Annotated in this window: 25 protein-coding genes and 1 tRNA gene; 15 read left to right on the top strand and 11 right to left on the bottom strand. The window is 45.4% G+C overall.

The features are described 5' to 3' along the window. Positions 1-223: 223 nt before the first annotated feature. The 3 genes from AC5JL3_RS25360 to moaC form a co-directional block, all read right to left on the bottom strand. Entirely contained in the window at positions 224-532 is a 309-nt protein-coding gene (locus tag AC5JL3_RS25360; protein WP_192219180.1) for a DUF3181 family protein, read from the bottom strand. Positions 533-587: 55 nt separating this feature from the next. After that, positions 588-860: a 2TM domain-containing protein gene (locus AC5JL3_RS25355; protein WP_192219179.1), complete on the bottom strand. Its 273-nt coding sequence runs from the start codon at positions 858-860 to the stop codon at positions 588-590. An 80-nt stretch (positions 861-940) separates the two neighbouring features. Continuing rightward, positions 941-1,447 carry a cyclic pyranopterin monophosphate synthase MoaC gene (moaC, locus tag AC5JL3_RS25350; protein ID WP_496077115.1) on the bottom strand — a complete coding sequence of 169 codons (507 nt, stop codon included), beginning with the start codon at positions 1,445-1,447 and terminating at the stop codon, positions 941-943. A 62-nt stretch (positions 1,448-1,509) separates the two neighbouring features. On the opposite strand from moaC, the gene AC5JL3_RS25345 reads away from it, so the two are divergent. After that, a tRNA-Arg gene (locus AC5JL3_RS25345) sits at positions 1,510-1,583 on the top strand. Between the two features lie 86 nt (positions 1,584-1,669). On the opposite strand, the gene AC5JL3_RS25340 is transcribed toward AC5JL3_RS25345, so the two are convergent. Continuing rightward, a complete protein-coding gene (locus AC5JL3_RS25340; RefSeq protein ID WP_496077114.1) occupies positions 1,670-2,302 on the bottom strand; it encodes a Uma2 family endonuclease in 633 nt (210 codons plus the stop codon). A gap of 96 nt (positions 2,303-2,398) precedes the next feature. On the opposite strand from AC5JL3_RS25340, the gene AC5JL3_RS25335 reads away from it, so the two are divergent. Next, entirely contained in the window at positions 2,399-3,238 is an 840-nt protein-coding gene (locus AC5JL3_RS25335) for a helix-turn-helix domain-containing protein (RefSeq protein WP_496077113.1), read from the top strand. A 52-nt stretch (positions 3,239-3,290) separates the two neighbouring features. After that, positions 3,291-3,800 (top strand): DUF3291 domain-containing protein, encoded by a 510-nt coding sequence (locus tag AC5JL3_RS25330; RefSeq protein ID WP_496077112.1) that lies wholly within the window; start codon positions 3,291-3,293, stop codon positions 3,798-3,800. A gap of 36 nt (positions 3,801-3,836) precedes the next feature. On the opposite strand, the gene AC5JL3_RS25325 is transcribed toward AC5JL3_RS25330, so the two are convergent. The 3 genes from AC5JL3_RS25325 to AC5JL3_RS25315 form a co-directional block, all read right to left on the bottom strand. After that, positions 3,837-5,087: an MFS transporter gene (locus AC5JL3_RS25325; RefSeq protein ID WP_496077111.1), complete on the bottom strand. Its 1,251-nt coding sequence runs from the start codon at positions 5,085-5,087 to the stop codon at positions 3,837-3,839. A 24-nt stretch (positions 5,088-5,111) separates the two neighbouring features. Then, a complete protein-coding gene (locus tag AC5JL3_RS25320) occupies positions 5,112-6,143 on the bottom strand; it encodes a glycosyltransferase family 2 protein (RefSeq protein WP_496077110.1) in 1,032 nt (343 codons plus the stop codon). A gap of 160 nt (positions 6,144-6,303) precedes the next feature. Further along, positions 6,304-7,008 (bottom strand): C40 family peptidase, encoded by a 705-nt coding sequence (locus tag AC5JL3_RS25315; protein ID WP_496077109.1) that lies wholly within the window; start codon positions 7,006-7,008, stop codon positions 6,304-6,306. 22 nt (positions 7,009-7,030) lie between these two features. On the opposite strand from AC5JL3_RS25315, the gene AC5JL3_RS25310 reads away from it, so the two are divergent. The 3 genes from AC5JL3_RS25310 (at position 7,031) to AC5JL3_RS25300 (ending at position 10,235) form a co-directional block, all read left to right on the top strand. Further along, complete coding sequence (locus AC5JL3_RS25310) at positions 7,031-7,969, top strand: serine hydrolase (protein WP_496077108.1); 939 nt, start codon at positions 7,031-7,033, stop codon at positions 7,967-7,969. 345 nt (positions 7,970-8,314) lie between these two features. Continuing rightward, positions 8,315-9,337, top strand: coding sequence for an outer membrane protein (locus AC5JL3_RS25305; RefSeq protein ID WP_496077107.1), 1,023 nt, complete (start codon positions 8,315-8,317; stop codon positions 9,335-9,337). A gap of 190 nt (positions 9,338-9,527) precedes the next feature. After that, positions 9,528-10,235, top strand: a complete 708-nt coding sequence (locus AC5JL3_RS25300) for a potassium channel family protein (RefSeq protein WP_496077106.1) — start codon at positions 9,528-9,530, stop codon at positions 10,233-10,235. Here AC5JL3_RS25300 and AC5JL3_RS25295 read toward each other — a convergent pair. Then, a complete protein-coding gene (locus tag AC5JL3_RS25295; protein WP_496077105.1) occupies positions 10,201-11,814 on the bottom strand; it encodes a Na+/H+ antiporter in 1,614 nt (537 codons plus the stop codon). The two genes, AC5JL3_RS25300 and AC5JL3_RS25295, sit on opposite strands and share 35 nt — an antisense overlap. Before the next feature lie 54 nt (positions 11,815-11,868). On the opposite strand from AC5JL3_RS25295, the gene AC5JL3_RS25290 reads away from it, so the two are divergent. Together AC5JL3_RS25290 and msrA are read left to right on the top strand one after the other, a co-directional pair. Then, the gene (locus AC5JL3_RS25290) at positions 11,869-12,954 is read left to right on the top strand and encodes a class I SAM-dependent methyltransferase (protein WP_496077104.1); all 1,086 of its coding nucleotides are present in this window, start codon (positions 11,869-11,871) and stop codon (positions 12,952-12,954) included. A gap of 76 nt (positions 12,955-13,030) precedes the next feature. After that, the gene (msrA, locus tag AC5JL3_RS25285) at positions 13,031-13,684 is read left to right on the top strand and encodes a peptide-methionine (S)-S-oxide reductase MsrA (RefSeq protein WP_496077103.1); all 654 of its coding nucleotides are present in this window, start codon (positions 13,031-13,033) and stop codon (positions 13,682-13,684) included. Positions 13,685-13,841: 157 nt separating this feature from the next. Here msrA and AC5JL3_RS25280 read toward each other — a convergent pair whose 3' ends face one another. Continuing rightward, positions 13,842-14,879: a hemerythrin domain-containing protein gene (locus AC5JL3_RS25280; RefSeq protein ID WP_496077102.1), complete on the bottom strand. Its 1,038-nt coding sequence runs from the start codon at positions 14,877-14,879 to the stop codon at positions 13,842-13,844. Positions 14,880-15,312: 433 nt separating this feature from the next. Here AC5JL3_RS25280 and AC5JL3_RS25275 point away from each other — a divergent pair, with 433 nt between their 5' ends. The 5 genes from AC5JL3_RS25275 to ftsE all read left to right on the top strand — a co-directional run bounded on the left by AC5JL3_RS25275 (position 15,313) and on the right by ftsE (position 19,258). Then, entirely contained in the window at positions 15,313-15,846 is a 534-nt protein-coding gene (locus AC5JL3_RS25275) for a vitamin K epoxide reductase family protein (protein WP_496077101.1), read from the top strand. A 200-nt stretch (positions 15,847-16,046) separates the two neighbouring features. Next, entirely contained in the window at positions 16,047-16,997 is a 951-nt protein-coding gene (locus tag AC5JL3_RS25270; protein ID WP_496077100.1) for a pentapeptide repeat-containing protein, read from the top strand. Positions 16,998-17,187: 190 nt separating this feature from the next. Then, entirely contained in the window at positions 17,188-17,319 is a 132-nt protein-coding gene (locus tag AC5JL3_RS25265; protein ID WP_277927539.1) for a hypothetical protein, read from the top strand. A 367-nt stretch (positions 17,320-17,686) separates the two neighbouring features. Beyond that, on the top strand, positions 17,687-18,421 hold the full coding sequence (locus AC5JL3_RS25260) for a WecB/TagA/CpsF family glycosyltransferase (protein WP_496077099.1): 735 nt from the start codon (positions 17,687-17,689) through the stop codon (positions 18,419-18,421). A gap of 93 nt (positions 18,422-18,514) precedes the next feature. Further along, positions 18,515-19,258: a cell division ATP-binding protein FtsE gene (ftsE, locus tag AC5JL3_RS25255; protein WP_496077098.1), complete on the top strand. Its 744-nt coding sequence runs from the start codon at positions 18,515-18,517 to the stop codon at positions 19,256-19,258. 137 nt (positions 19,259-19,395) lie between these two features. Here ftsE and AC5JL3_RS25250 read toward each other — a convergent pair whose 3' ends face one another. Together AC5JL3_RS25250 and AC5JL3_RS25245 are read right to left on the bottom strand one after the other, a co-directional pair. Further along, positions 19,396-19,602, bottom strand: a complete 207-nt coding sequence (locus AC5JL3_RS25250) for a hypothetical protein (RefSeq protein WP_496077097.1) — start codon at positions 19,600-19,602, stop codon at positions 19,396-19,398. A 228-nt stretch (positions 19,603-19,830) separates the two neighbouring features. Then, positions 19,831-20,337 carry a peptidoglycan-binding domain-containing protein gene (locus AC5JL3_RS25245; protein ID WP_496077096.1) on the bottom strand — a complete coding sequence of 169 codons (507 nt, stop codon included), beginning with the start codon at positions 20,335-20,337 and terminating at the stop codon, positions 19,831-19,833. Between the two features lie 574 nt (positions 20,338-20,911). Between AC5JL3_RS25245 and AC5JL3_RS25240 the strand changes: the two genes are divergently transcribed. Further along, the gene (locus AC5JL3_RS25240) at positions 20,912-21,529 is read left to right on the top strand and encodes an RNA polymerase sigma factor (protein WP_192219530.1); all 618 of its coding nucleotides are present in this window, start codon (positions 20,912-20,914) and stop codon (positions 21,527-21,529) included. A 610-nt stretch (positions 21,530-22,139) separates the two neighbouring features. Then, complete coding sequence (locus AC5JL3_RS25235; protein WP_496077095.1) at positions 22,140-22,844, top strand: hypothetical protein; 705 nt, start codon at positions 22,140-22,142, stop codon at positions 22,842-22,844. The last annotated feature ends 673 nt before the right edge of the window (positions 22,845-23,517 follow it).

Below are 23,517 nucleotides of genomic sequence, written 5' to 3'. Positions count from 1 at the left end.
AACAACGTTTTCACAGCGAATGTAGGTAAAGAAGCTGCAACCTAAGCAGTGTCTCAAGTGAGCAAGAGCCTAATTTTATCTTTACAGAAGTTCACCAGCGTTGTCCACCTCAGGAGAGCTTCCGTTCAATCGAGTTCTTGCTCCAAATCAGGGGAAAGATGAAAGGGGAAGATTAGGCAACAGTGAGGAAGACAAAATTAAACGAACACAATCTCTCTAAAACTTATAGAGAATCTTGATACTCTTCGAGCAAATCCATCAAATTCACCTGGCACTGCATGGGTAGCAAATCGGCTAAGGGAACTTCCCGTTTACCACCCCCTAATTTGACAGGAATACGTTGGAGGATTTGTTGCACTTGATCTTCTGACAAATTCTTGTTAGTCAGCAGAGGATAAATTTGTTCAGCCAAAGTGGTATGGAGATGAGCATCGCGCAAGTAGAGGTGCCACTTGGCGACATCAATGTAAATGTTTTCGCCAATTTCCGCCGCGAGGGCTTCAATTGCTTCAGTGGTGTTTGAACTAGCCATAGCGATTTATAAATGTTTAGTTGAGTCGCTGGCGTTAGGTTACGCCAGTTTGTGATTAAGAGGATTTTGTGGAAGGATCTTTGGCAGCCAAGGGAGAATAATCTGCGATCGCAAAGATATAAATGGCGTGTCCGATCAAAATCCCTGCCCAAAGTCCAGTGATTAAGTACGCCCAACGCCAGTCGGCATACTGTAGAGTTCTAAAGAACCAAATACCCGAATTACAAGCCGCAAACAGGGCAACATGTACGGCAAAGTTCATCCGGTCATCTAGACGGCGGTAGCTGGGATCACTCCGATCAGGTTTGCGGGGCCAACGAGGAGGCATAGATAGATGGTTGTCAGTTGTCAGTTGTCAGTTGTCAGTTGTTAGTTATTGGGTCTAATAACTAGCTTAATTCTACGCCTCTAGCTGTCATCCTCCGTCAGATGGTAGTCACCTGACTTACCGCCAGTTTTGCTCAACAGGTGAATCGATTCAATCTGAATGGACTTTTCTAAGGCTTTTGCCATGTCGTAGAGAGTGAGCGCAGCGACAGAAACGGCTGTCAAGGCTTCCATTTCTACACCTGTTTCAGCTTTAGTCGTGACAGACGCTTGAATCTGATATCCCGGTAACTGGGAGTCAGGCATCACTTGCACTTCTACTTTGTGCAGTGGCAAGGGATGGCACAAGGGAATGAGTTGGGAAGTCTGCTTAGCTGCCATAATCCCGGCTAGTCTTGCTGTTCCCAAAACATCACCTTTGGGCGCATTGCCAGCTTGAATTGCCTCAAATGTGGCAGCTTGCATCCGCACTTGCGCCACTGCAACAGCCTCCCGCTTAGTTGGCACCTTGGCAGAGACATCAACCATCTGAGCCTGACCCTGAGTATCTAAATGAGTCAGCGGTTTTTTCGGAGATTCTTGCTTCATTGAATAAAGGTATGATATTATTAATAATCGGTGACTGAATTGAAAGTACACCATAAAAGCAAGGGCTTGTAGCTCAGTGGACTAGAGCACGTGGCTACGGACCACGGTGTCGGGGGTTCGAATCCCTCCTAGCCCGTCCCAGAAGAAGGCGAAAGATGTAATATCTTTTGCCTTTTTTATTATGTACACAAGGAGGCGATCGCATCCTTCAACACTTACGAACTATAACTGCTGCCTGACCCAGTTGCGGAAATTCCGGGTAGAGGTCAATTCACCAACCTTTCGGCTCTCTTTAATAAACCTGGGAATCTCTTTGACTGGCATAGGGGCAAAGGCAAGACTGGAGCCGGACTCTGTATACTGCCCTGATTCGAGTTTGTAGATTCGCAACACACTCCCGTTGTAGCGCCAAAATTCGGGAATTCCCATTGCTGCATAGAGGGAAAGCTTATCTATCTTTGACTTAGAGTATTCCACTTCTAATACCAAGTCAGGGGGTGGGTCAGATTCTAGATCGATCTTTTCTTTATCTCGAACCAAAGGCTCATTCTGGATATAGTAACTGCTATCCGGTTCAGCTCCACGCTCTAAGTCATCTCGCGTTAAGGTTAATGAACCCGTTCGTTTAATCTCCAAGCCTAATTCTTCACACAGTACACCAACAAACACTTCAATGAGTCGGTTGGAGTTTTCGTGAGGCATCAGTGGGGTCATAACTTCAACAAATCCTTGGTCATAGGCTAATCGGGTGACTCGTTCAGACCCCATCTCAGCCAACATGGTTTTAAACGTCTGCCAACTGATGTTCGGAAGTAAGGTTCGGTGTTCGGAGGAAGGCGTTGTTGTTGTCACCATAGAATAAAACCCGTTTTCTACCAACATACCCCAGAGTTTGGTCAGACTTACTCCACAATGTGGAAAACTGAAGTAGTTGCAACCTCTTCTTCTAACATGAGTAATTGCACTCGTCAAAATACAAAGTTTTGGTTAATTCCGGAGTTCGATAACTTAGAGTTGTTTCGGGCGAAAGTAATCCACTACAACTATGCTCGTCACTCTCATTCAAGCTATTCAATTGGCATCATTGAGGCTGGAGTAGGAGGCAACCATTATCAAGGGACTACTTATTTAGCTCCTCCCAAAAGTGTTATTTTCATGAATCCGGAGGAAGCTCACACGGGTTACTCTGCTGAGGAACTACCACTTACCTATCGAATGCTGTATCCCAGTATTGACTTGATTCATCAAATAGCCAGTGAAGTTGAGATAAGTGGATCTCCCTATTTTAAGGATGCTGTTGTGCAAAACGAGAGTCTGGCTAGAAATGTCTTGTCTCTACACACAGTGCTTGAACAGTCACAGGATCGGCTAGAACAACAATCCCTGTTAGTTGAAGTTTTGTCAGCGATCCTGCTCCATTATGCTGATACTGAAATTCGATCTATTCGACTTAATAAAGAACACTATGCCGTTCGTTTAATTAAGGAGTATCTCCACGATAATTTCAGAGCCAATATTTCATTAGAACAACTGGTAGAGATCACGAACCTAAATCGTTCCTACTTAATTCGGGTATTTCGTCAAGCTGTGGGAATGCCGCCCTACACCTATTTAAACCAAATTCGCGTGGAAAAAGCAAAGCAGTTTCTGGGGCAAGGGATATCTGTTGCAGATGTTGCGATCGCTGTTGGGATGTCAGATCAAAGCCACCTTACTCGTCATTTCAAGCGAATCTTGGGCATTACACCAGGTCACTATCGCAACATGTCAATATCATTCAAGACAGATTAGCATCAGTTCTTAGATACTTCAGGTCATAGGTTTTGAAGCGAGACTAAGAACTATGACCATAGAAGAAGTGAACTTACTGCATCAGCAGGACTATTATCTTGCCCAAATAAACATTGCTCTGATGAAAGCTCCTTTAGAAGATCCAGTCATGGCTGAGTTTGCTGCTGCACTCAACGAGGTAAATGCCGTTGCGGATCAAAGTCCGGGTTTTGTTTGGCGATTACAAACTTCGTCTGGCAATGCAACCAATATCCGAGCCTATCCTGATCCGAGAATGCTTGTTAATTTATCAGTTTGGCGGAGTCTAGAGCAGCTAAAAGTCTATGTTTACAAGAGTTTACATGGTGATTTCTTTGTCCGTCGTCGTAAATGGTTTGAGAAATATCAAGGTGAGCATTTTGCAATGTGGTGGATTCCTACTGACTATTTGCCCACTGTAGAGGAGGGTAAGGCGAAACTGGAGTATCTTGCATTGCACGGAGATTCACCTGAATGTTTCACCTTTGCAAAGCCTTATCTACCACCCGTAGTTGCACGGCATAACAACCCCCCGTTGACTTAAACTGCCACTCCAGCCGATGACAATACACCTTAAACCTTATCCACGCTTCGCATAGACATCTCGTCCACGACCTGTAGCAAACCGCAGGGAATGCGCTAAATCTTTACTATTCTGGGTAACGAAGATGACAAGAGCGAGTAAGGCAATACCCGTGGAGAGTGAAAAGATGCCTTGGTAGCCCAACTGTTGTGCAAACGTACCGAGAACTGGCCCTGCGATCGCAATTCCGACATCAAAACCACCAATACACACAGAAAAAATTCGTCCGCGTTCATGGGCGTAAGAGCGATCGGAAAGTAAAGCAATCATCATCGGAATTAACGTTCCACCGCCAGCCCCCTCTAAAAGCCCTGCTAGCAAAAAGTAAACAGCACTGTGCGCCTGAGACAGCAACAACATCCCTAAGCCATAGCAGACGAGACTTGCCGTGATAAACAATCCTCGACCATAACGGTCAGAAGCACGACCCGTAACCAAGCGAATCCCAAAACTCGACATCGCCGCAGCCGTGTAAAACCAGCCAGCATTCAAGTCAACTTGCGCTTCTCTGATATACAGTGCCACAAACGTCGCTACTGACCCGAAGACCAATCCTGTTAGCAGCAAAACCAATGATGGAATCCGGAAAGCGGGTTTACCTAGTAGCTGCCAGAATTTATCACTTTCTGGCTGAACTGATACTTGGTCTGAATTGCTGTTCAAGTTAGGAATAACACGAGGTTCTTTCACCTGAGACGCAAAGAAGAACCCCAACAGTCCCAGTCCAGAGGCAAGAAGAAACAACGGGGGATAACCTGCTTGTTCTTGGAGAAAGCCACCCATTGCAGGTCCAATCGCAATCCCAATCGGATTCGTTAAACTCATGTAGCCAATCAACTCACCTCGCTTCTCGGCTGGTGATAAATCGACAATCAAAGCACTGTTACCAGTGGTATAAGCCGCAATACTAATGCCGTGGAACGCCCGAATCAGCAGCAGCAAAGGAATTGAGTTGACAAAGAGGTAACCTAAAGGAGCGATCGCAACCACTCCCATGCCAATCAGAACTACTAGTTTACGACTGCGTTGGTCTGCAAGCTTTCCTAGCCGCGCACGACACAGTAGCAGTCCTACAGCAAAAGCCCCCATAACAACGCCAACCTGTTGCGTTGTACCGCCCACATCTTCCACATAGAGCGGTAGGGTTGGCAATAAAGAACCTAAACTAGCCCAGAATAATAGACCGGCCGCAAACAAAGCCAATAGGTTCTTGCGTTGTTGCGGCTCTAGCGAACGAAAAACTTTCACTCTATCGCTGCATTCTTGCCACACTCAAGGCAAGTTTCCTCTCTCTTTACCATTCTTAACACCAGGCTCAATCACTTGCCTCACCCGATAGATTGGTCTTCCTTGAGATTCGTGGTAGGTTCGCATCATGAGTTCTGCCAGCAAGCCAAAGCTAAACAACTGAACACCTGCTAGCAGTAGCACGACAGTCAAAATCAATAAGGGACGATTACCAATCGACTCTCCTAGTGCCAGTTTGACAAAGGTGAGATAGCTTCCCAACAATAGCCCCAGAAGCATTGAGAGCAAGCCAAATAAACCAAAAACGTGCATCGGACGGGTTAGGAACTTCTTCATAAACCAGATGGTTAATAAGTCCATCAACACCCGAAAAGTCCGTGCCAATCCATATTTACTGCGCCCAAATCGACGTGCATGGTGACGTACTGGTAACTCAGTAATCCTTGCCCCCTCAATAAAAGCCAATGCCGGAAGGAAGCGGTGTAACTCCCCGTAGAGGTTCATATCAGCGAGGAGTTCTGAGCGATAGGCTTTGAGAGAACAGCCGTAGTCATGAATTTTCACACCCGTGACTCGTCCAATAATCCAGTTAGCAATTTTTGAGGGAAGCAATCGAGTTAACGCCGCATCCTGACGATGCAAGCGCCAACCGCTAACTAGGTCGTAACCTTCTTCTAGCTTGGCTAATAATAGGGGAATGTCGGCTGGATCATTTTGTAAATCACTATCCAAAGAGACGATCGCACGACCCTGTGCATGTTTAAATCCTGCTGCCATGGCGGCGGTTTGACCATAGTTACGACGCAGTAAGACAGCACGGATGTCGCTGCGAGTTTCTGCTAGTTCCTTGAGCAGTTGTACCGAACCGTCTGTTGAGCCATCATCTACACAGATAATTTCGTAACTCAACTCTTGGGCAAGCATTGTGGTTGCGATCGCTTCTATCAAGTGAGGCAAACTCTCCACCTCGTTATAGACTGGCACCACAACAGACACATCAGGGATACTCCCAGGGGCAGCAGTATCCTCGCTTAATAACCTTTGAGAAATTAACATATTTACCTCACACCCACAAAGAAGAAGTTTAGGAGTTCAGGAGTTGCAGTAGTTGCAGGAGAATTCTTTGTAGAAACGCCCATTTCCTGTCCGGGGTACAGTCATTCTGAACTTCTGAACCCCTGTATTCTGAACTCCTTTTATGCACTTACTGATCTATCTAAAACTTGACTGGCTGATAACTCTCTACGACTCGTCCGCAAGAGCGCAGTCGTTGATAATACGACTGAGCAATTGTATCCCCCCGATCTGAGAGCGGGTCAATACCAATGCCATTTCGACCCATTTCTTTACCAGAACTATGGATATAACGTCCGTCTCCTACATAAAGTGCGACATGATTTACTTTCTCATGAGTTCCAAAAAAGATTAGATCTCCGGGTAAAAGTTCCTCAATAGCGATCGCATGAGTAAATGCTTCCTGCTGGTAGGAGTCTCTGGGTAACCAAATCCCCGATGCTCTAAACGCCGCTTGCATTAGTCCGGAACAATCATAGTTGGGTCCAACAGTACCTCCCCAGAGATAATAGTTGGGTTGTTTCATCGCCTCTAGGGTGAAGGCAATAACTTGGGGTAGACGATTTTGAATTTCGAGTCGTGAAAGTGCGATCGCCTGATAGGGTGTATCAACAGGTTCTAGATAGTCAAAATCTTCTAGTGGCAACCAACCTGGATAGTCATCCTCACACAGGCGAACCTCAAGGACGTTCTCATCAGTTTGTGACAATACCCTCAAATAACGCCCTGCAGCGGCTTGAGTTGCCAGACTCCTAGAAGTGGGAGAATCATAGAGATTCAGAGGCGCTTTGCAGCGGTACTCGTTGAATTGTTGACTTGGGATTTGGGTTTTTGGATAGGACGGCATTCTTTAAAGCCGATAGCTAAAAATGACTTTTTTTCGGAAAGACGAACAATTAGAAAAGCTAGGATTAGAAATCCTGGAAGCCACCTGGGCGGAATTTCCTGGACTGGCTCGCAATCAAATTGCTCTCACCTGGATAGTCTACGATCCACCTGTCCCCGTGAATACTGGTGGCGCACTTTCGGCAGAAGAATTTTGGAAGCATCAAGTCCGAGGCTTTAGCTATCGCGGTGTAGAGCGGATTTACCCTGCCAGTGTTGTGAAACTGTTCTACCTCGTTGCGATCGAGGAGTGGCTGGAAACGACGATGACTCCCCCCTCCGCTGAGTTGGACAGAGCCATACGGGATATGATTGTCGATTCTAGTAATGATGCCACAGGTTTGGTTGTCGATATTTTAAGTGGCACTACCAGTGGCCCAGAATTATCATCTGGACCCTTTGAAACCTGGAAGTTTCAGCGCAATATTGTCAATCGTTACTTTCAATCCTTGGGTTGGCAAGAGTTGGAAACTGTCAACATCAATCAAAAAACCTGGGGGGATGGCCCTTATGGTCGGGAACGGGTTTTTTTGGGACAGTTAATGGAGAACCGCAATATGCTGACGACGAATGCAACAGCGCGGTTGCTACACAGCATTGTTGGAGGTGTGGCGGTGTCATCAACGCGATCGCAAGCGATGATGGCGTTGATGAAACGAAGTTTAGAACCTGCTAACTTGGCGCAGGATGAGGAAAATCAGGTGACAGGTTTCTTCGGCGCTGGGTTGCCCCAAGAGGCTCAGTTGTGGTCAAAGGCAGGTTGGACGAGCCAGGTTCGCCACGATGCCGCCTATATTGAGCTACCACACGTACCACCCTATCTTTTAGTCGTGTTTACGGAAGGCAAAGCTCACAGCAAAAACCAAGCCCTTCTCCCCTTTGTTTCTGCACAGGTTGTCGCCGCGATGAATCAATTAATGTAGCGTGTGTTACATACATATCGCTGGGATGGGTATCTTGCCTGTCCCAGTGTTTCTAGGACAGACAGAAAGCTCAGTCTCAGTCTACAAGAGTAAGCCTTGTGGTTATGCGATCGCATCGAGAGCAGGGTAAGGTTTCAAACTTTATCTTGCGGCGTATACAAAAATCCTCCAATTGGGAGAGGCTTTTAAAATCTAAAATCTTCCTGCAAAGGTAGCAATAATTCCTCAGAATCTTTTAAATTAACCTCAGGATTTTAGTTGCTTAAACTCGAAAATCCGAGAAAATGAGCTGATAGATTTGGCTTTTTCGATTTTTAATGTGATTTCTGAGGGGTGACCGTAAAGATGATGTTTTTTAGACAAGTTTCCTTCCTTCTTGGCTTTGTTGCTTTGACGGTTCTTAGCAGTGCGATCTCCGCTAATGCGGAAACGCTGATCAATGATTCACACTCGTTGGAAGCGGATACCACACTGATTGAGGAGGTTGAGTCTGCTGAGATCGCTATTTCGCCCATTAACTCACTTCCCATAGACTCAACTTCATCTCAGGGAAGCTTAGAAGCAACTGCTGCACTGACTGAGGATGTTGAGTCTACCGAGACAGCCACCTCGACTGTCAAGCCACAACTCGCAAGTAATCCTTCTGTTACAGAAATTCCAGAAGATACAACTCAACAGCATCATGTGCAACCAGCCAATGATGCTGCCATTAAACAGAATCAAGCTGATTCCCAGGAACAACCACTAGATGTAGCGCTAAACGACGAGCAAGGTTCTGCTAGTTCGGCGGATCGTGCAATCGAAGCACCGACGCCAGGAACCGTAGAAACCTCTGCGGATCTTCTGTCGGCACAACCAGAGTTTGCACCTGTGCCAGAAGCCTCTTCTGATGCAGCAGCTAGCGAAGCCGATACCACAGTGGCTCAAACTGAGATTGACCCCGGTCGTCCTACCCGTGGTGGTGCTAGCTATGTCGGGATTGGCGGCAATATTGGCATTGACGGTGATACCGCTCTAGGTCGGGGTAGCTTTGTGATCAATGGCAAGATTGGTCTGACTCGAAGCCTCTCCTTCCGCCCTGCGGCTATTATCGGAGACGATACCGTTTTCCTCTTCCCGCTGACTTACGACTTTAGGATTCAGTCAACTGACCCGTTTGAACCCGTGCGGTTTGCACCGTTTGTAGGTGGTGGACTCGCTCTTTCTACGGATGAGGATGACAACCTGGGTTTCATGGTCACTGGTGGTGTTGATTTCCCCTTATCACCCCAATTTGTCGCCAATGCTGCCCTCAATATTGGTTTTCTTGAAGATACAACCGATTTCGGGCTTATGGTAGGCATCGGTTATACCTTCGTTAGCTTCTAAAGATAGACCAACATTCACACTCAGCGAGTTACTTTGACAATTAGCCTCCTAGACTGATACTTCGGTTTAGGGGGCTGATGTTTTTCTGTATTCCGCTTTCGGATGTAGTCAAGCGTAGAACTGGCAACTAGCCGCTTTCAGTCACAATAGAAAAGCTTGCAACAGCAATTACAAGAGCGGGGGACGAGCGATGTATATATTGATTGGCGGCGCAGGACTAGTCGGGCTGAACTTGGCTAAAGAACTAATGGACTTGGGGCATACAATCGCCGTTATTGAAATTGACCCTGCTGCCTGCCGATATGCACGCGAACAGGTCGGGGTGATGGTGTTTGAAGGCACTGCAGTAAATATCCAATTGCTGCAGGAAGCCGGAATTCGTAAGGCAGATGCACTTGTTGCTGCTCTCCGGGATGATGCGCTAAACCTAGCAATGATTACCCTTGCCAAGCACTATGGCGTCCCCCATATTGTGACGCGGATGCGTAACCGCGATTTTGCCGAACCCTATCGTCTTGCCGGAGCGCATCATGTAATCAGCACCATTGACCTACCTGTGAATACAATGGTGACGGCAATTGAATATCCCCAAGTCGAGTCGATGATGCACTTCGAGCAGGGACAGGTCGAAGTCTTCAAGTTGGCAATTCCCGCAGATTCCCATGTTGCTGGTTGTAGCCTTGGCCTCATTGCTAAGGATTCCCGTTTTCCAGTGGGTTCTTTGATTATTGGCTATCAACCCCATCCCTCTGCCGACCTAGTGATTCCCAATGGCAATACGATGCTGGAGGCAGGGTCAACCATTCTAGTCGTGACTAAATCTGAACTCTTGCATCAGGTGGTTGATTATTTGGATCTACGTTCTAATCATCCTCCAGCTTCAGAAGTTGCTCATTAAGGGTTTTAATTCGCTCTTTTACCACTTCCTCTGAGAGGATACGTCGGCGCAGCGCGTCATTGAGTGCCCCTTTTTCTGCCAAGAGTAATTGCCGACGGATTGCATCTAGTTTAGTGCGATCGCTAACATTCAAAGGCGATCGCTCTGGCCGTTGGTTATAGATATCCCGCAACGTTCTCTCAGACGCGGCGACTTTTACCTGATAAGCTGCACGCATCTCTTCATAGATGGCTTTAGGTAAAACTCCCGATTTTAGGAGATTATCTAATTCATCCTGAGCCGCTTTCGCTGTCATCAGTTGGGCTTGTAACTCCTCAATCTGCTGACGAGATTCTGAGTGATGAGATAACTTTAAACGTCGCAAAAACCAGGGCAGACTCAACCCTTGTCCTACCAGAGATAACAGAACAATACCAAGCACGATCGCAATCAACCTTTCTCGTCCTGGAAACGATGCTGGCAAGCTTAAAACCAAAGCTGTCGAGAGTGAGCCTTTAATATTGCCCAAAAAGAGAACGTGTCGCCAACGCAGAGGAATCGGTTTATCAATAAATCGAACTAAGGATAAGAGGGGATAAACCGTCAGCGCACGCCCAACTTGATAGGCAATAAGTGCTAAAAGAACAGCAGGTAAATTTTGCCAAAGGGTGATGAGATTAATCTCTAAACCAATCAGCAAAAAGATAAAGGTATTGACTCCAAATCCCGCAAATTCCCAGAAGCTAAACAAGGTTACTTGAGTTGAAGCAGAGGTGCTTTTGGAAACCCCAAGGTTGCCGACAATTAATCCCGCGACAACAACAGCAACCACACCGGATACATGGAAAAACTCACCCGTTTGGAAGGCTCCCAAGGCAACGGCTACGGTGAGTAGAATCACACTTAATGGGTCATCCGCTTGGCTAAATAAACCGACACTCAGGTAGCCCAAGGCTAATCCAACTAATACTCCTCCAATGATGACAAATAAAAATTCTTGTACTGCATCTAGAGGCGATAAAGACCCGGTAGAATATACGGTCAAAATTAGGCTAAATAAAACCAGAGCAACATCATCATTAAGTAAGCTTTCACCCTCAACCAAGGTAACCAGTCGGTGAGGCACGGATACTTCTTTAAAAACAGCAATCACCAAGGCTGTATCCGTAATCGACAAAATTACAGCGACTAGCAATGCCGGCACCCAAGCTAAACCCAGTTCTAGTTTGAGCAAAACTGAAGTGATACCAGTACAAAGTAAAACCCCTGGCCCTGCAAGGATGGCAATCGGTTTAATCGTACTCCGTAGACGACTAATGTCTGTGTTGATTGCCGATTCAAACAGCAGGATGGGCAGAAATAGGTTGAAAATCAGAGCAGAGTTTAGACCAATACGATGTGGTATCAGCTCAGTGATTGCTAGACCCGCTAGTACTAAACCTGTAATGTAGGGAATTCGTAATCGTCGCGAGATTAGGGCAACCCCTGTAGCGACCAACAACAAGATGATGAGAACGATGACTACTTCGGAAAGATTACCCTGATTCTCACTGCCTGCGACGGGAATTGCTAAGAGCGATCGCTCACTTAGCCACTGCATAAGGCGTACTCACTCAATTTGTTGGTAGTTTAAACTCCAGTTAAACATCATTACATGCAAAGCGAAGTAAGAGCGAGGTTCAGGGTTGGCAATGCCTTTTATCGTCCCCTTAGCCAAGTGGCGAGAGATTTAGGCGTTTTATCCGCTGCAATTTACCGCTGTGATACGGGTTACTTGAGAGTGTTGGATGCAATGAGTGGTTGTGGTGTGCGCTCTTTGCGCTATTGGTTGGAGAGTCAAGCCGATTGGGTTTGGGCGAATGAGGGGAACCCAGAACTTAGTACCGTATTGCACCAAAATTTAGAAGAAGCGATCGCATCGGGTTGTTGTCAGGTAACTCATCTTGATGCAAACCGAGTATTTTTTGAGTGCTACAACCACAAAGACTACTACGATTTTGTCGATGTCGATTGCTTTGGTTCGCCAGCACCGTATCTGAACACCAGCCTCTGGGCAACAAAAATCGGTGGCTTACTTTATCTAACTAGCACGGATGGGCGCACCGCAACGGGTCATGCGCCACAGAGTAGTTTGAGTACTTATGGTGCTTATGCACGAAACCATCCTGCTGCTCATGAGCAAGGGTTACGGCTGTTGATTGGGAGTGTGCAACAACAAGCGGCAGCAAAGGGACTAGGCGTTGAGCCAATTTTTTCTCTGCAAGTCGGTCAAACCTATCGGGTAATGCTGCGTTTGATCGCAACTCAAGCATTGACAGCCGAAAATTACGGGTTCTTAGGCTACTGTCACCATTGCGGTGACTATCAAACCGTTGCTTGGCGCAAGCTAGGACGGGTTGTTTGCCCTCATGACTCTCATCCCCTAACTCTAAGTGGTCCAATGTGGTTGGGAGTATTGCATGAACAACTCTATCTCAGGCGTATGGAATTACTAGCAAAGGAGTGGAATTGGCTCAAGCGGGTACAGTTACTTCAAACTATGCAAGCTGAAGCAGATTTACCACCTTATTTCTACACTCTCTCGGAAATAGGGCATCGAGGTCGGATGGATATTCCAAAGCGATCGCATTTAATTCAAGCCTTGCAAGCGCAGGGTTATCGCGCCAGTCCAACTCATATCAATGCCCAAGCGATTAAAACAGATGCCTCACTACTCACCTGTATTGCTGTTGCCCGGTAAAGTTTTTAGACCAAAGCTAAGATATTAAGTAAGGTAAAGACAAAGACGTTCATTAACAAATATAGGGTCAGAAGTAATGGTGCTATTTGGATTTGGCAAGAAACTAACCGTGCCCTCTCCTGAGGAAGCATTGCCAGGACGCGCAGAACCCATGCCAGTGCCCGCTCGTCACTATGTAAACGGAAATCCGCTCAAACCTCCCTATCCTGCTGGGCTAGAGATGGCGATGTTCGGACTGGGCTGTTTTTGGGGAGCTGAACGGCTATTCTGGAAGCTTGAGGGAGTATTTACGACGGCCGTAGGGTATGCGGCTGGAATAACCAAAAATCCCACTTATAATGAGGTCTGTTCCGGTAAAACAGGTCATAATGAAGTGGTGCGTGTGGTGTTTGACCCGAACGTTATTAGTTACGAAGCACTCTTGAAAGTTTTCTGGGAAAGCCATGATCCGACGCAAGGGATGCGCCAGGGTAACGACATGGGCACACAATACCGTTCAGGTGTTTACGTCTATTCCGATAGTCAAAAGCAGATAGCTCAAGCCTCACGAGACACTTATCAGCAAGCTTTGAGTGACGTTGGTTACGGGACAATTACAACGGAGATTCTTGAAGCGCCAGAGTTTTACTTTGCTGAAGACTACCATCAGCAGTACTTAGCCAAAAATCCAAATGGGTATTGTGGGTTAGGGGGGACAAAAGTCGCTTGCCCTATGCCTACCAACGCCTAGAATCCTGACAAGATTTGATGAGAAAGTCCGGCAACTAGAGCTATTTGACAAAATACGCAGAATATGAGTTCAGCGGGGGCGAAGCATTTAGGGAGCAATTGATAGTAATCGCCTAAGATTTTCCTGGATGCTTCGCCCTTCTCCACTCATATCGGAGTTAGGCTGTCATTTCTTGCTGAAGTTTGCTCTTAGCAGCTTTGAATTCAGTTGCCATTTGCTCTTTTTGATCAGCGCTGCAATTCTTGTCAATTGCAGTGAACATCGTGAATTCCTCTTGACGAATGTGATCGCCAAGCATTTCCATCAGGTCTTTAATTTTTGATCTGAACTCATCGGCTGAATTTGGATCTATAGCCTTAATTTCATCGAGCATCTGCTTCATTTGGGCTTGCTCATCGTATAGCTCTTGAGTGTTGTCATCACCGTAGAATGAGCGAACTCTTGGGTAGACGACTTCTTCTTCAGCTTGAGCGTGTACTAATAAATCTTTGTAGAGTTGCCCAAAATACTCTTGGAGCTTTTGAGGATCTTTCGTCGCTCCGATTTCGGTGAAAATGGTATTCACCTTGTTGTGATCCAGCCGGATGATGGTCTGGATGTTCATATCTTGTTTATCGGTGTTTTGGGTAGTTACGCTACCAACTACACCTGAGAATGCAGCGATCGCATCTTGCACTCGTCCCCAAAGTCCCTGATCGGCATCTTTACCAGTCATTTCACGGACACCCACCTGTTCGAGCATCCCCTTGAGCTGTTCCTGGTGGGCGCGACCCTCGAAGTTAACGGTATTCAAAGGCCCAATGGCTACTTCAATATCAGCCCCCACTACCTGAGCGGCTTTGTGGATCATGATTCCACTCATGGCTTGACCATGCTTCATCAGTTCATGGTGAATGAGTTTCTGATAATAGGTAAACTCATCCCCTGACATCATCTGCTCAAACTGCGGAATAAATATCTTGGTCGCAGCACTAGGCTCAGATTGAATGCCGTATTGAACGATCACCGTCTCTATAATGCCCAGGTTCTTCTGGTCATCCTCAAGCATATTCTGGAGACGTTTGCGAACATCTTCATCAGGGCAGGCATCTATTAGCTTTTGATCGTTAGAGATAATTAAATCTTGAAATGCTTTCAAGTCTGCTAATCTTTCACCGATCGCAAGCCGTTTTGTATCGTCTAGTGTTGTTACCATGCTTAGTTCTCCTATAGCAAAATAATGGCATTGGTACCCTCTTCACCGCACAGGAATAACCCCTAGATTGAAGCTAGGGACTAGGGAAGAAAGATTTTCAGTGTTGTTTGTGAGCTTCGCACATCGAGTCTCTCTTGCAATCTAATCCTTCTATTTTGTCTAAATCGCCTATCTAGAGAGAGAAATAACAAAATATTAAGTTAGCCTGTGTTTTTAAATACGAAAGCCTCAAATATAAGACTTGAGAAGTACCTCTTGCGTGGGTGGTACGCATCAAATCGGCTCCGTAAAAATGTAGTGAATCTATCTGCTCTCAGCGTCCGGCGTTGCCTTCGCCGAATTGGATGCATATTGCGTATTCTTCCGTCGTTGGTGGAACGCTGTGCATAGCTGATGTAACCATCAACTCAACCGTTATAGAGGATTGCGCTATATGGAGCCAACACAACTAAGTCAAGAACTGCGCCAAGGAAAGAACCCCCACATGAGCCGTCGGCGAGCAATCATCGGCTTGTCTATGCTCGGCGGTTCCATGGGACAACTCGTCACACTCTACCAAACTGGAATTGTTAGTCACCTGCCCGATCCTCCGGGACAGAAGATTTTCGATGCAGACCGCGTTGACGCTTCTAACTACGCTTACAACAAATTCAACTCACCCGATGGGCCGATAATGGTGTTTACTTATGCCATCACGGCTTGGCTGGCGGCGGCTGGTGGTTTGGATCGCGCACAGCGCAACCCTCTCCTACCGATTGCAATGGGCATCAAGATCCTAATCGACGCGGTGACAAATGTTGAGCTAGCTCGTGAGGAGTGGAGCGAGAACAAAGCGTTTTGTGAGTACTGCCAGGTGGCGACGCTTTGCTCGTTTGCGTCCTTAGCACTCGCAGCGCCTGAAGTTATTGCCGCTACTCGCACCCTGCTCGGACGCCGCGATAAGAACACCACCGCAGGCGACGCCTAGACTCCTGTTGCTCTGCCTCCTGGTCAGGTTGAGACGGGAGGCAATACACATCAAATAAGTGATGCCACGAAAACCTGTGATCGCTCCTAATCTTTGAATTGGCTATTTGCCGACACTCTTGCTGTCTTAGTTTTCCTGTTTTACTAAGCGATCGCTAGTATTCATTACTAATCCATGATGAGCTAGCGGACAAGCGTGAGATGGTAAATGAGCAACATCTTGCTGTGCTTAGGCAAGGCATCCCTATTTGGAACAATTGGCGAGAAAACAATCCAGACATTAGACCAAACCTGAGCGAGGCAGACTTTACTAGCGTAGACCTCAGAGAGGCAGACCTCAGTGGTGTAGACCTTAGACAAGCCGTTTTTTATCGAGCAAACCTTAGTGGCACGGTTTTCTATCGGGCAGACTTAAGGGAAGCCAATCTTAGTCGAGCCAATCTGGCTAGGGCATATCTTCCCTTAGCCAATCTCACAGACGCAAACCTCAGTGGGGCAAACCTTACAATGGCGAACCTCATTGAGGCAAACTTGCGTAGGGCAAATCTGAGTGATGCAGACCTCAGTCTGGCAGATTTCAGTGAAGCAGACTTGAGTGAGGCAGGTTTAGAAAGAACCCAAGTCTGGAATGTTAATTTCAATAAGGCAATATTTACAGGAGCTTGCTTAGAAGACTGGCAGCTAAATATTGCTACAACCTTCCAAGACATAACGTGCGACTATGTTTATCTGCAAGCTCATCAACAGGCACGTCGTCCCTTGACTGGCAACTTTGCACCAGGAGAGTGTGCCAAGTTATTTGAAACAGCATTAGAAACGATAGAGCTGGCTTTCCGCCATGGTATTGATTGGAAAGCCTTCTTCATTTCATTCCAAAAATTAAAAATTGAGAATGATAGACCAGAGCTATCCATTCAAGGGATTGAAAACAAATCTAATGGTACGCTGTTTGTCAAAATAAACCTTTCTCCTGAAGCCAATCAAACAGAGATTAAGAACTACCTAAAGCTAGAGTATGAAGCTGCTCTTAAAGCTATAGATGCACAACCCCAAAATGCATTGGCTGCTCAAGAAGACAAGTTGATGATTTATCGTCAGCACAGTGCAGACCTCACCGAGGTTGTTAAGTGGTTGGCTAACAGAACTGAATAAGGAAACGGTGCTAATGTCAAGCACCTCTTGAACTTTCAGGAAGTATTATTGAAAGCTTTATAGTAAATCGTGTCAGCTTTACTGTTTCTTCACAATATTTCTTGTATCACAGAAGTAGGCAGTTAAGGAAGTTAAATAGCTGCCTGATTGAAAAGTTTTTTAAACCTTTGAATTATACGGGGTGAGTACAATGTCTCGTCGTTATAACCAAAACAATTCTCCCTTGGAACGTATCGTTTACAGCAAAGTCAACGTTAAAGGGAAAGTTCAGCTAGTACCACTGGAGTTGTACGCTGATGGCTCTGTTAAACGAGTTATCTGAATTAAACCAGGATTAACTACACACTCTTTAAGTGTTTTTTTAGAGCAAGTAGTGTTCCAGTAGAGATAGTAGAGACGTGAGGAGGGTTTGCACCACGAAGTCTTGAGACAGCAAACTTCCCCTATCCTTCAGGATTCTCCTGAACTCCTGAACTCCTGTATTCTTCTTGTTCAGTGAACCCCTGTAGGCAATGGGTTGAACGGGCTAGCTGTGTTTTGTACAGTAGCTGATTAGAAGCCGGTGGTTGCGATCGCTCACGTCTCTAGTTTTTTTGGTGAGTAATATTAACAAGCCGCTAGATTTAAATGTCCGGATCGGCTAGCCTTCATAGTGTTAGTGTGATGTGAGGCTATGCGAACACTAGGCTATGCTTGAGGCACCTGAAAAATTCCCGATCCTGGGGCTACCGGTTCACCTATTAGAGGACTATGACTACTGGCTTGGAACTCGTCTTCATCAGAAGCTGGGTAGCCATGTCGTGACACTGAATGCAGAAATGGCGATCCAAGCAGAGCAAAATGATGCTCTGGCCAGCATTATTCGCGATGCCGAACTGGTGATTCCAGATGGTGCTGGAGTCATCTTTTACTTACGTCTCCAAGGGCAACGGCAACGGCGTTGTCCAGGAATTGAACTTGCTGAATCTTTAATCCGACAGGCTGGGCAATTGGGAGAGTCTTGCCCGGTTTTTTTCTATGGAGGGGCACCTAGTGTTGCACAGAACGCGGCTAAGGTTTGGCAACAACAACTTCCAGAATTAGCGATCGCAGGAGTTGAAGACGGCTACCTCTCACCGGAAGCAGAACAAGAATTAAAGAAAACCCTGGAAGCTAAGCAACCTCGGCTAATTTTGGTAGGATTGGGAGTCCCTCGTCAGGAGTTTTGGATTGCTAAACACCGCCACTTGTGCCCTCAAGCCACCTGGATTGGCGTTGGTGGGAGCTTTGATATCTGGGCAGGGCTTAAAACTCGTGCGCCACTCTGGTTACGGGAAAATAATCTGGAATGGCTTTACCGACTTTATCAGGAACCCTGGCGTTGGCGGCGGATGATGGCTTTGCCACAGTTTGCTCTAAAAGCGATCGGCCAGCGCTTGGTTTGAAGTAAATTTAGAGTTTCGTTGGGCACCTGCCCAATGAGAAGAGAAAAGTCTTGAATTCGCTTATACTCACCAATCATTGTTGATTGCTTGTCTATGACCACAGCATTTGCTCCTCCTGGTAATCCTAAAACTCAGCAGCAAGTGGCTTCCAACGCGGGAACCACTCAAATGCCTGTGATAATCAAGTTACAAGGGGTGACAAAAACCTATCCCAATGGCAGTCGGGGATTACTTGATGTCAATCTGGAAGTGAATCGAGGAGACTTTTTGTTTGTCACCGGCCCTTCTGGTGCTGGGAAGTCAACGTTGTTGAAGCTGCTTTATGGTGCGGAACGTCCAACACAGGGAGATGTGATTCTTGAGCAGTTTAATGTGGGGAAGTTGAGGGGCGATCGCTTATCATTACTCCGTCGCCGCATTGGTATTGTTTTTCAAGACTACAAACTAATTCCCCGTCGTACTGTCTCAGAAAATATTGCCTTTGTCCTGTGGGCACAAGGCTTCACCCGCAAGGAAATTCAGCGTCGTCTGCTGCCAACCCTGAAGTTAGTAGGTTTGCAACATAAAGCTGACTGTTTTCCTGAAGAACTCTCTGGAGGAGAACAACAACGGGTAAGCCTTGCGCGTGCCATCATTGGCACTCCTCCAGTGCTGCTAGCAGATGAACCAACGGGTAACCTCGATCCCGATAATTCTCGGCAGGTGTTGCGGATTCTCAAAAAGCTGAACGCAATGGGTGCAACAGTGATTGTTACGACTCATGATGAACATCTAGTGCAAATGTCTAATCAACCCGTCGTGCAACTGCGGGATGGGCATTTGCATCGAGAGTTTTGAGAAGTGCCTCTGGAAGAAGCTTACTGTTGCTTACAAGTCGTCCGCCACTTTGTTGTTTGTCCAGGAGATAAATAACCAATAACCAACAACAAATAACAGGAAATCCCACGTCTAAAGGACGTGGGATGAGCTAATCTTCATCCTTGGCTAAAGAAGACAAGGGCAAAAAATCCAATGAGTCCGCCAATAAGAATAACACCTGTCCATTCAGGTTCAGAAAGATCTCGATTAAATCCGCACCACAAGCACTGATACTTATTGCGGCTAAGTTGAGCTAGTGAGCTTTTCCCGCATCTTGGGCATTCTGGCAAGGTGTTTCTGATTTCTAAAAATTCTTGGTTCATTGTTAGTAATTGATTTAGATGAATTACTAATAAGTGAAACCTTAAGATACTGTGTGACAAGCTTTAAGCAAAAATATTCTTATTCCAATAAAACCTATCGCCGCAAACAATCATTTTTTTACTATTACTTCTATTCAAAAGATAAAGGGAAGAGATTTACTTTCACCTCATCCCTTTTCCTTGAACCATTCGGCGCAAAAAGCAACTTGAATGCCAATTAGCTTAGACTTAGCATATAGACCAAGTTTCTACATCAAAAAATTCAAGCCGCTCAAATTTTAGATTAGCTTCCTTCTTGAGTAGGGCAATCGCTTCCTGTGTACGTGGACCAATTTGACCATCTATTGCACCCGTGTAGAATCCTTTGCCTTTCAAGTACTTTTGAATAGCTTTTGAGCGATTTCGTATCTCTAAAAGCACTTGTTCACACCAAGCCTGATCTATGGCTTTTCTCAACTCATCTTGTTGATGTTTAATGAATTGTTCATCGAGTAACCCTAATTCATGTGCCAAAATATGGTCAATTTCATCGAGTAAAAACTCAAGTAACGGCTCAGACTGAGCTTTGTGCAGTATTTCCTCTAAGCGATCGGCTTCTGATTCTGTAAGTGTTGGACGGGATGCCAATGTCCAATAGTCGTGAATAATGTTTCTATATTCCAGAGAGTGCTCAACCATTATCTCCATATTGTTCATATTTCCTTCGCTTGGCGTTCCCATGATCTTTGTTGTCACCTCTCGACTCAGCTAAGCCCACTGGTTGGATAGTTGCCAGCAGGTAGTGCTAATCGACTCATCCAATAATCAAGCTGACACCTAGATAGAGTAAAAACTACAACTATCTAGAGTTTCAGTGTATGAAACCTTTGCTATACAAAAGTTTCAGCGCTTTTAGAAATACATTCTTGAACAAGTCTAATGATTAGTGATGAAGTGCCACCACTCGTGACATCTTTTTCTTAAAGATTCCATAAAGAGTGAAGCTCATACACTACAGATAGCGTAAGACCATCAGGTTATTTTTGAGGCAGCGTTCATCAGGGCTTGAATATTCTCAATTAAGAGAGCTTATTAAGTTTTAGCCTCAGCCGACTTAAGTAGAATGTCATTGACTTAAGCGAAAAGTAATCGTTCGTAGAAAAACCCTGCTTGGGGGGCTTTCTCCCCCAACCCCAGAGGGGACATTCAGCAAGTGCCAAGTCTATCTCTATCAAGCTTGTAGGCTACTAAGAAGAAACTGGCACTATGGAGGTGTCACATTGAGCATCGATGTTTCACTAGTTTCTGAGGGTGATTTATGGAATAACTTATGACGAACTCAGAGGCAATCAAGTCTACGCCCCCACCAGAAGATTTACCAGAAGACTCGTTAGATACAGCAATCAAGGAGATATTAGGTAAGGGCAATCCTCATTCCTATTCTACAATCACGACAATCAAGAGATTTCTTTTGCAATTTCATCTGGCTTCTCGATTTGAAGCCTATGACATCCTTAACGAAGCCTATATACGCGGGAGAGAATATATTCGTTCTGGAGGAGTTATTAGTAACCCTCACTCATGGCTAAAAGGAACCTGTTTCAACATCATTCGAGAAATAAGCCGGAAACAGAATAAAGAACAGCTCCTCGCTCCTGAGTTTGTGGAATTTGTCCCGGCATTGAGAGCCATAGAAGACTATTTAGTCGCCGAGCGAGATATGGACAGCAACCTTAGAATACTATTCAAGTCCCTTGAAACCCTTAAAAAATCTGACCCAGGCGGTTTCAAGCTTGTATATTTACAAGGGATTGAAGGTTTGTCTTGGAAGGAGATTCGCGATCGCTTAATTCAAGAAGGCGAGAAAGCTCAAAGCGAGCTAGTCTTACGACAAAAAGGATGTCGGGCAAAGAAGAACCTCCGAAAAATTTATCATTCAATGGTGTAAAGCGCGGCTAGGGTTTGCAGGCTGACTTTTTTAACCAATTGTCTGTAAGAAACTCAACCCTTGAGGAGTGAAGATTAGTGCATAGGGAATAGGGATTGGGAAGTTGGTGAGAGACTTCCATTCAATGTTCGTGTGCGAAGCTCAGTGTTTGTAGTGGTGTTCCCGTCGTTAGCATGGCATACATCTAGGCTCTAGGATTTTCTCCATACGAGTGAACAGAGCATGAATTTCAGCGGCGATGGGCAGCAATTCTTGCTATGGCTGACTCGGTTTATTGTCTTTAGTGTTAACTCAGCAGAATAGCGTAGGCACTTAATTTTATATTCGGCAATTTTGCGGAAGTTTTACAGCCGCGATCGCATTATCTTTAAGCTACGAGTGTTAAACGCCCTCGGATTAATTATGTATTTGTGATAAATGAACAATTTTCCTAGTTTGTCACAATAACTAACCCAAAATAAGTGGGTGCCAATCAACATCACGAGAAAAAGTCTGTTAAGACTAAGTATCTTTCTTACTCTTTTGTTACGATAAGTTAAGGTATTTTACAAAAACAGACCTTCGGTTATAGCTACTTATTCCTTACTTAATTCCTAACGATAGAGACCTGATGACTTTTTTCAATCCCGTAGAGCCAATTATCCGCCGCAAGCAGGAAGCACTAGACTTTCAAGATCGTCAAGGGCTGTTAAGCCTTGAAATGAAAATTGGACAGAAGACCGTAATTTCCGTGTTTTATACACGGATTGACCAGGTTTTTGTACTTTGGGGTTTGATTTGTGCCGCGATCTTTGTAACAGCTCAATTCGCTCCAATTAGCTGGGTTATCCAAGCTGGATTGTGGTCAGTCCTCACTTTACTGGGAACAGTCGGTATGGTGGTGTTAACTCACTTTTGGGTAAAGGTAGAAGGACTCAGGTGGGTACTTTTCTGTTGGGTTGCCCTCATGCTTTCTGGTGTTGCCTTAACAGACCTTAGTATCTTTCTAAGCTGGGGACAAATCTTGATGAATCTATGTCCAATGTGGTTAGGGTTGAGTGCTATTGGCTACATCTGTACAGGAATTGGAATGCGATCGCGTGCTTTTACCCTCGCTAGCCTTGTTCACCTTCTAGGCATTGCCGTTCTCCCTTATCTAGGTAGCTGGCAGTTTCTTTCCACCGGAATTGTAATAGCAGCAAGCTTGTTGGTCTTTGCTGGTGTTCAGTGGGATATGCGTCCCCCAATTCAGTATGAGTTCTTAACACCTGAACAAAAGCGGTTTAATGAACAACAGTATCGCCTGCGTCAGGTTCCCATGTATGTAAAAGCCTAAGTAGAAAAACCTAAGTACAAAAGCTTAAGTACAAAGGTTCATTAGGTTCATTAGGATATTCAACAGAGCAATGTTACGCCACCTTTCATTGCTCTGTTTTTCTCATAAAAAGCTTTATAACTTTTAAAAATTAAACACTTAATTTCATGGCATGATTCTTTTTGTCAGTGGAGCGGGCTTGTTTCTATCGAATGACAACCAGTTATTATTCTTTCTGCCTGTAGAATGAGCTGATTAACTTGGTGAGTTATTCGTCTACTAGACGAATAGCAGTTGTACCGGACGGGAGTTATACCGCAGTGACCCATAGCTGTACATCGAAGGAGAGCGATGTCAGATGTACAGACGGTGCAAATAAAAAAAAACAGAAGACTGACTAAAGCGGTGTGAAGTTTTTATCGCTTCCTTCACCTTGTTACTACCAACGGGGGACTAAACTCCCTATCAGAGCGGTCAGAGGTAGTAGACGCTATTGAAGTCTGTCTGGACATGTCATTTTTGAAATCCTTGACATCCTAACTCTTTTTGAGTTAGGGTTTTAGGCTTTGTAAATGTACCTAAGAAATCGGGTATCAATTGAAAAATCTTAGTTCAGAGAATATAGCAGAAAATAGATAAATACTAAGTAAAAGTCAGTGAAAATTTATTTTCTCCCCACTGACTTGTTAAGCTT

This window comes from Symplocastrum torsivum, assembly GCF_059505465.1.
This window is presented reverse-complemented; position numbering and strand designations above follow the sequence as displayed.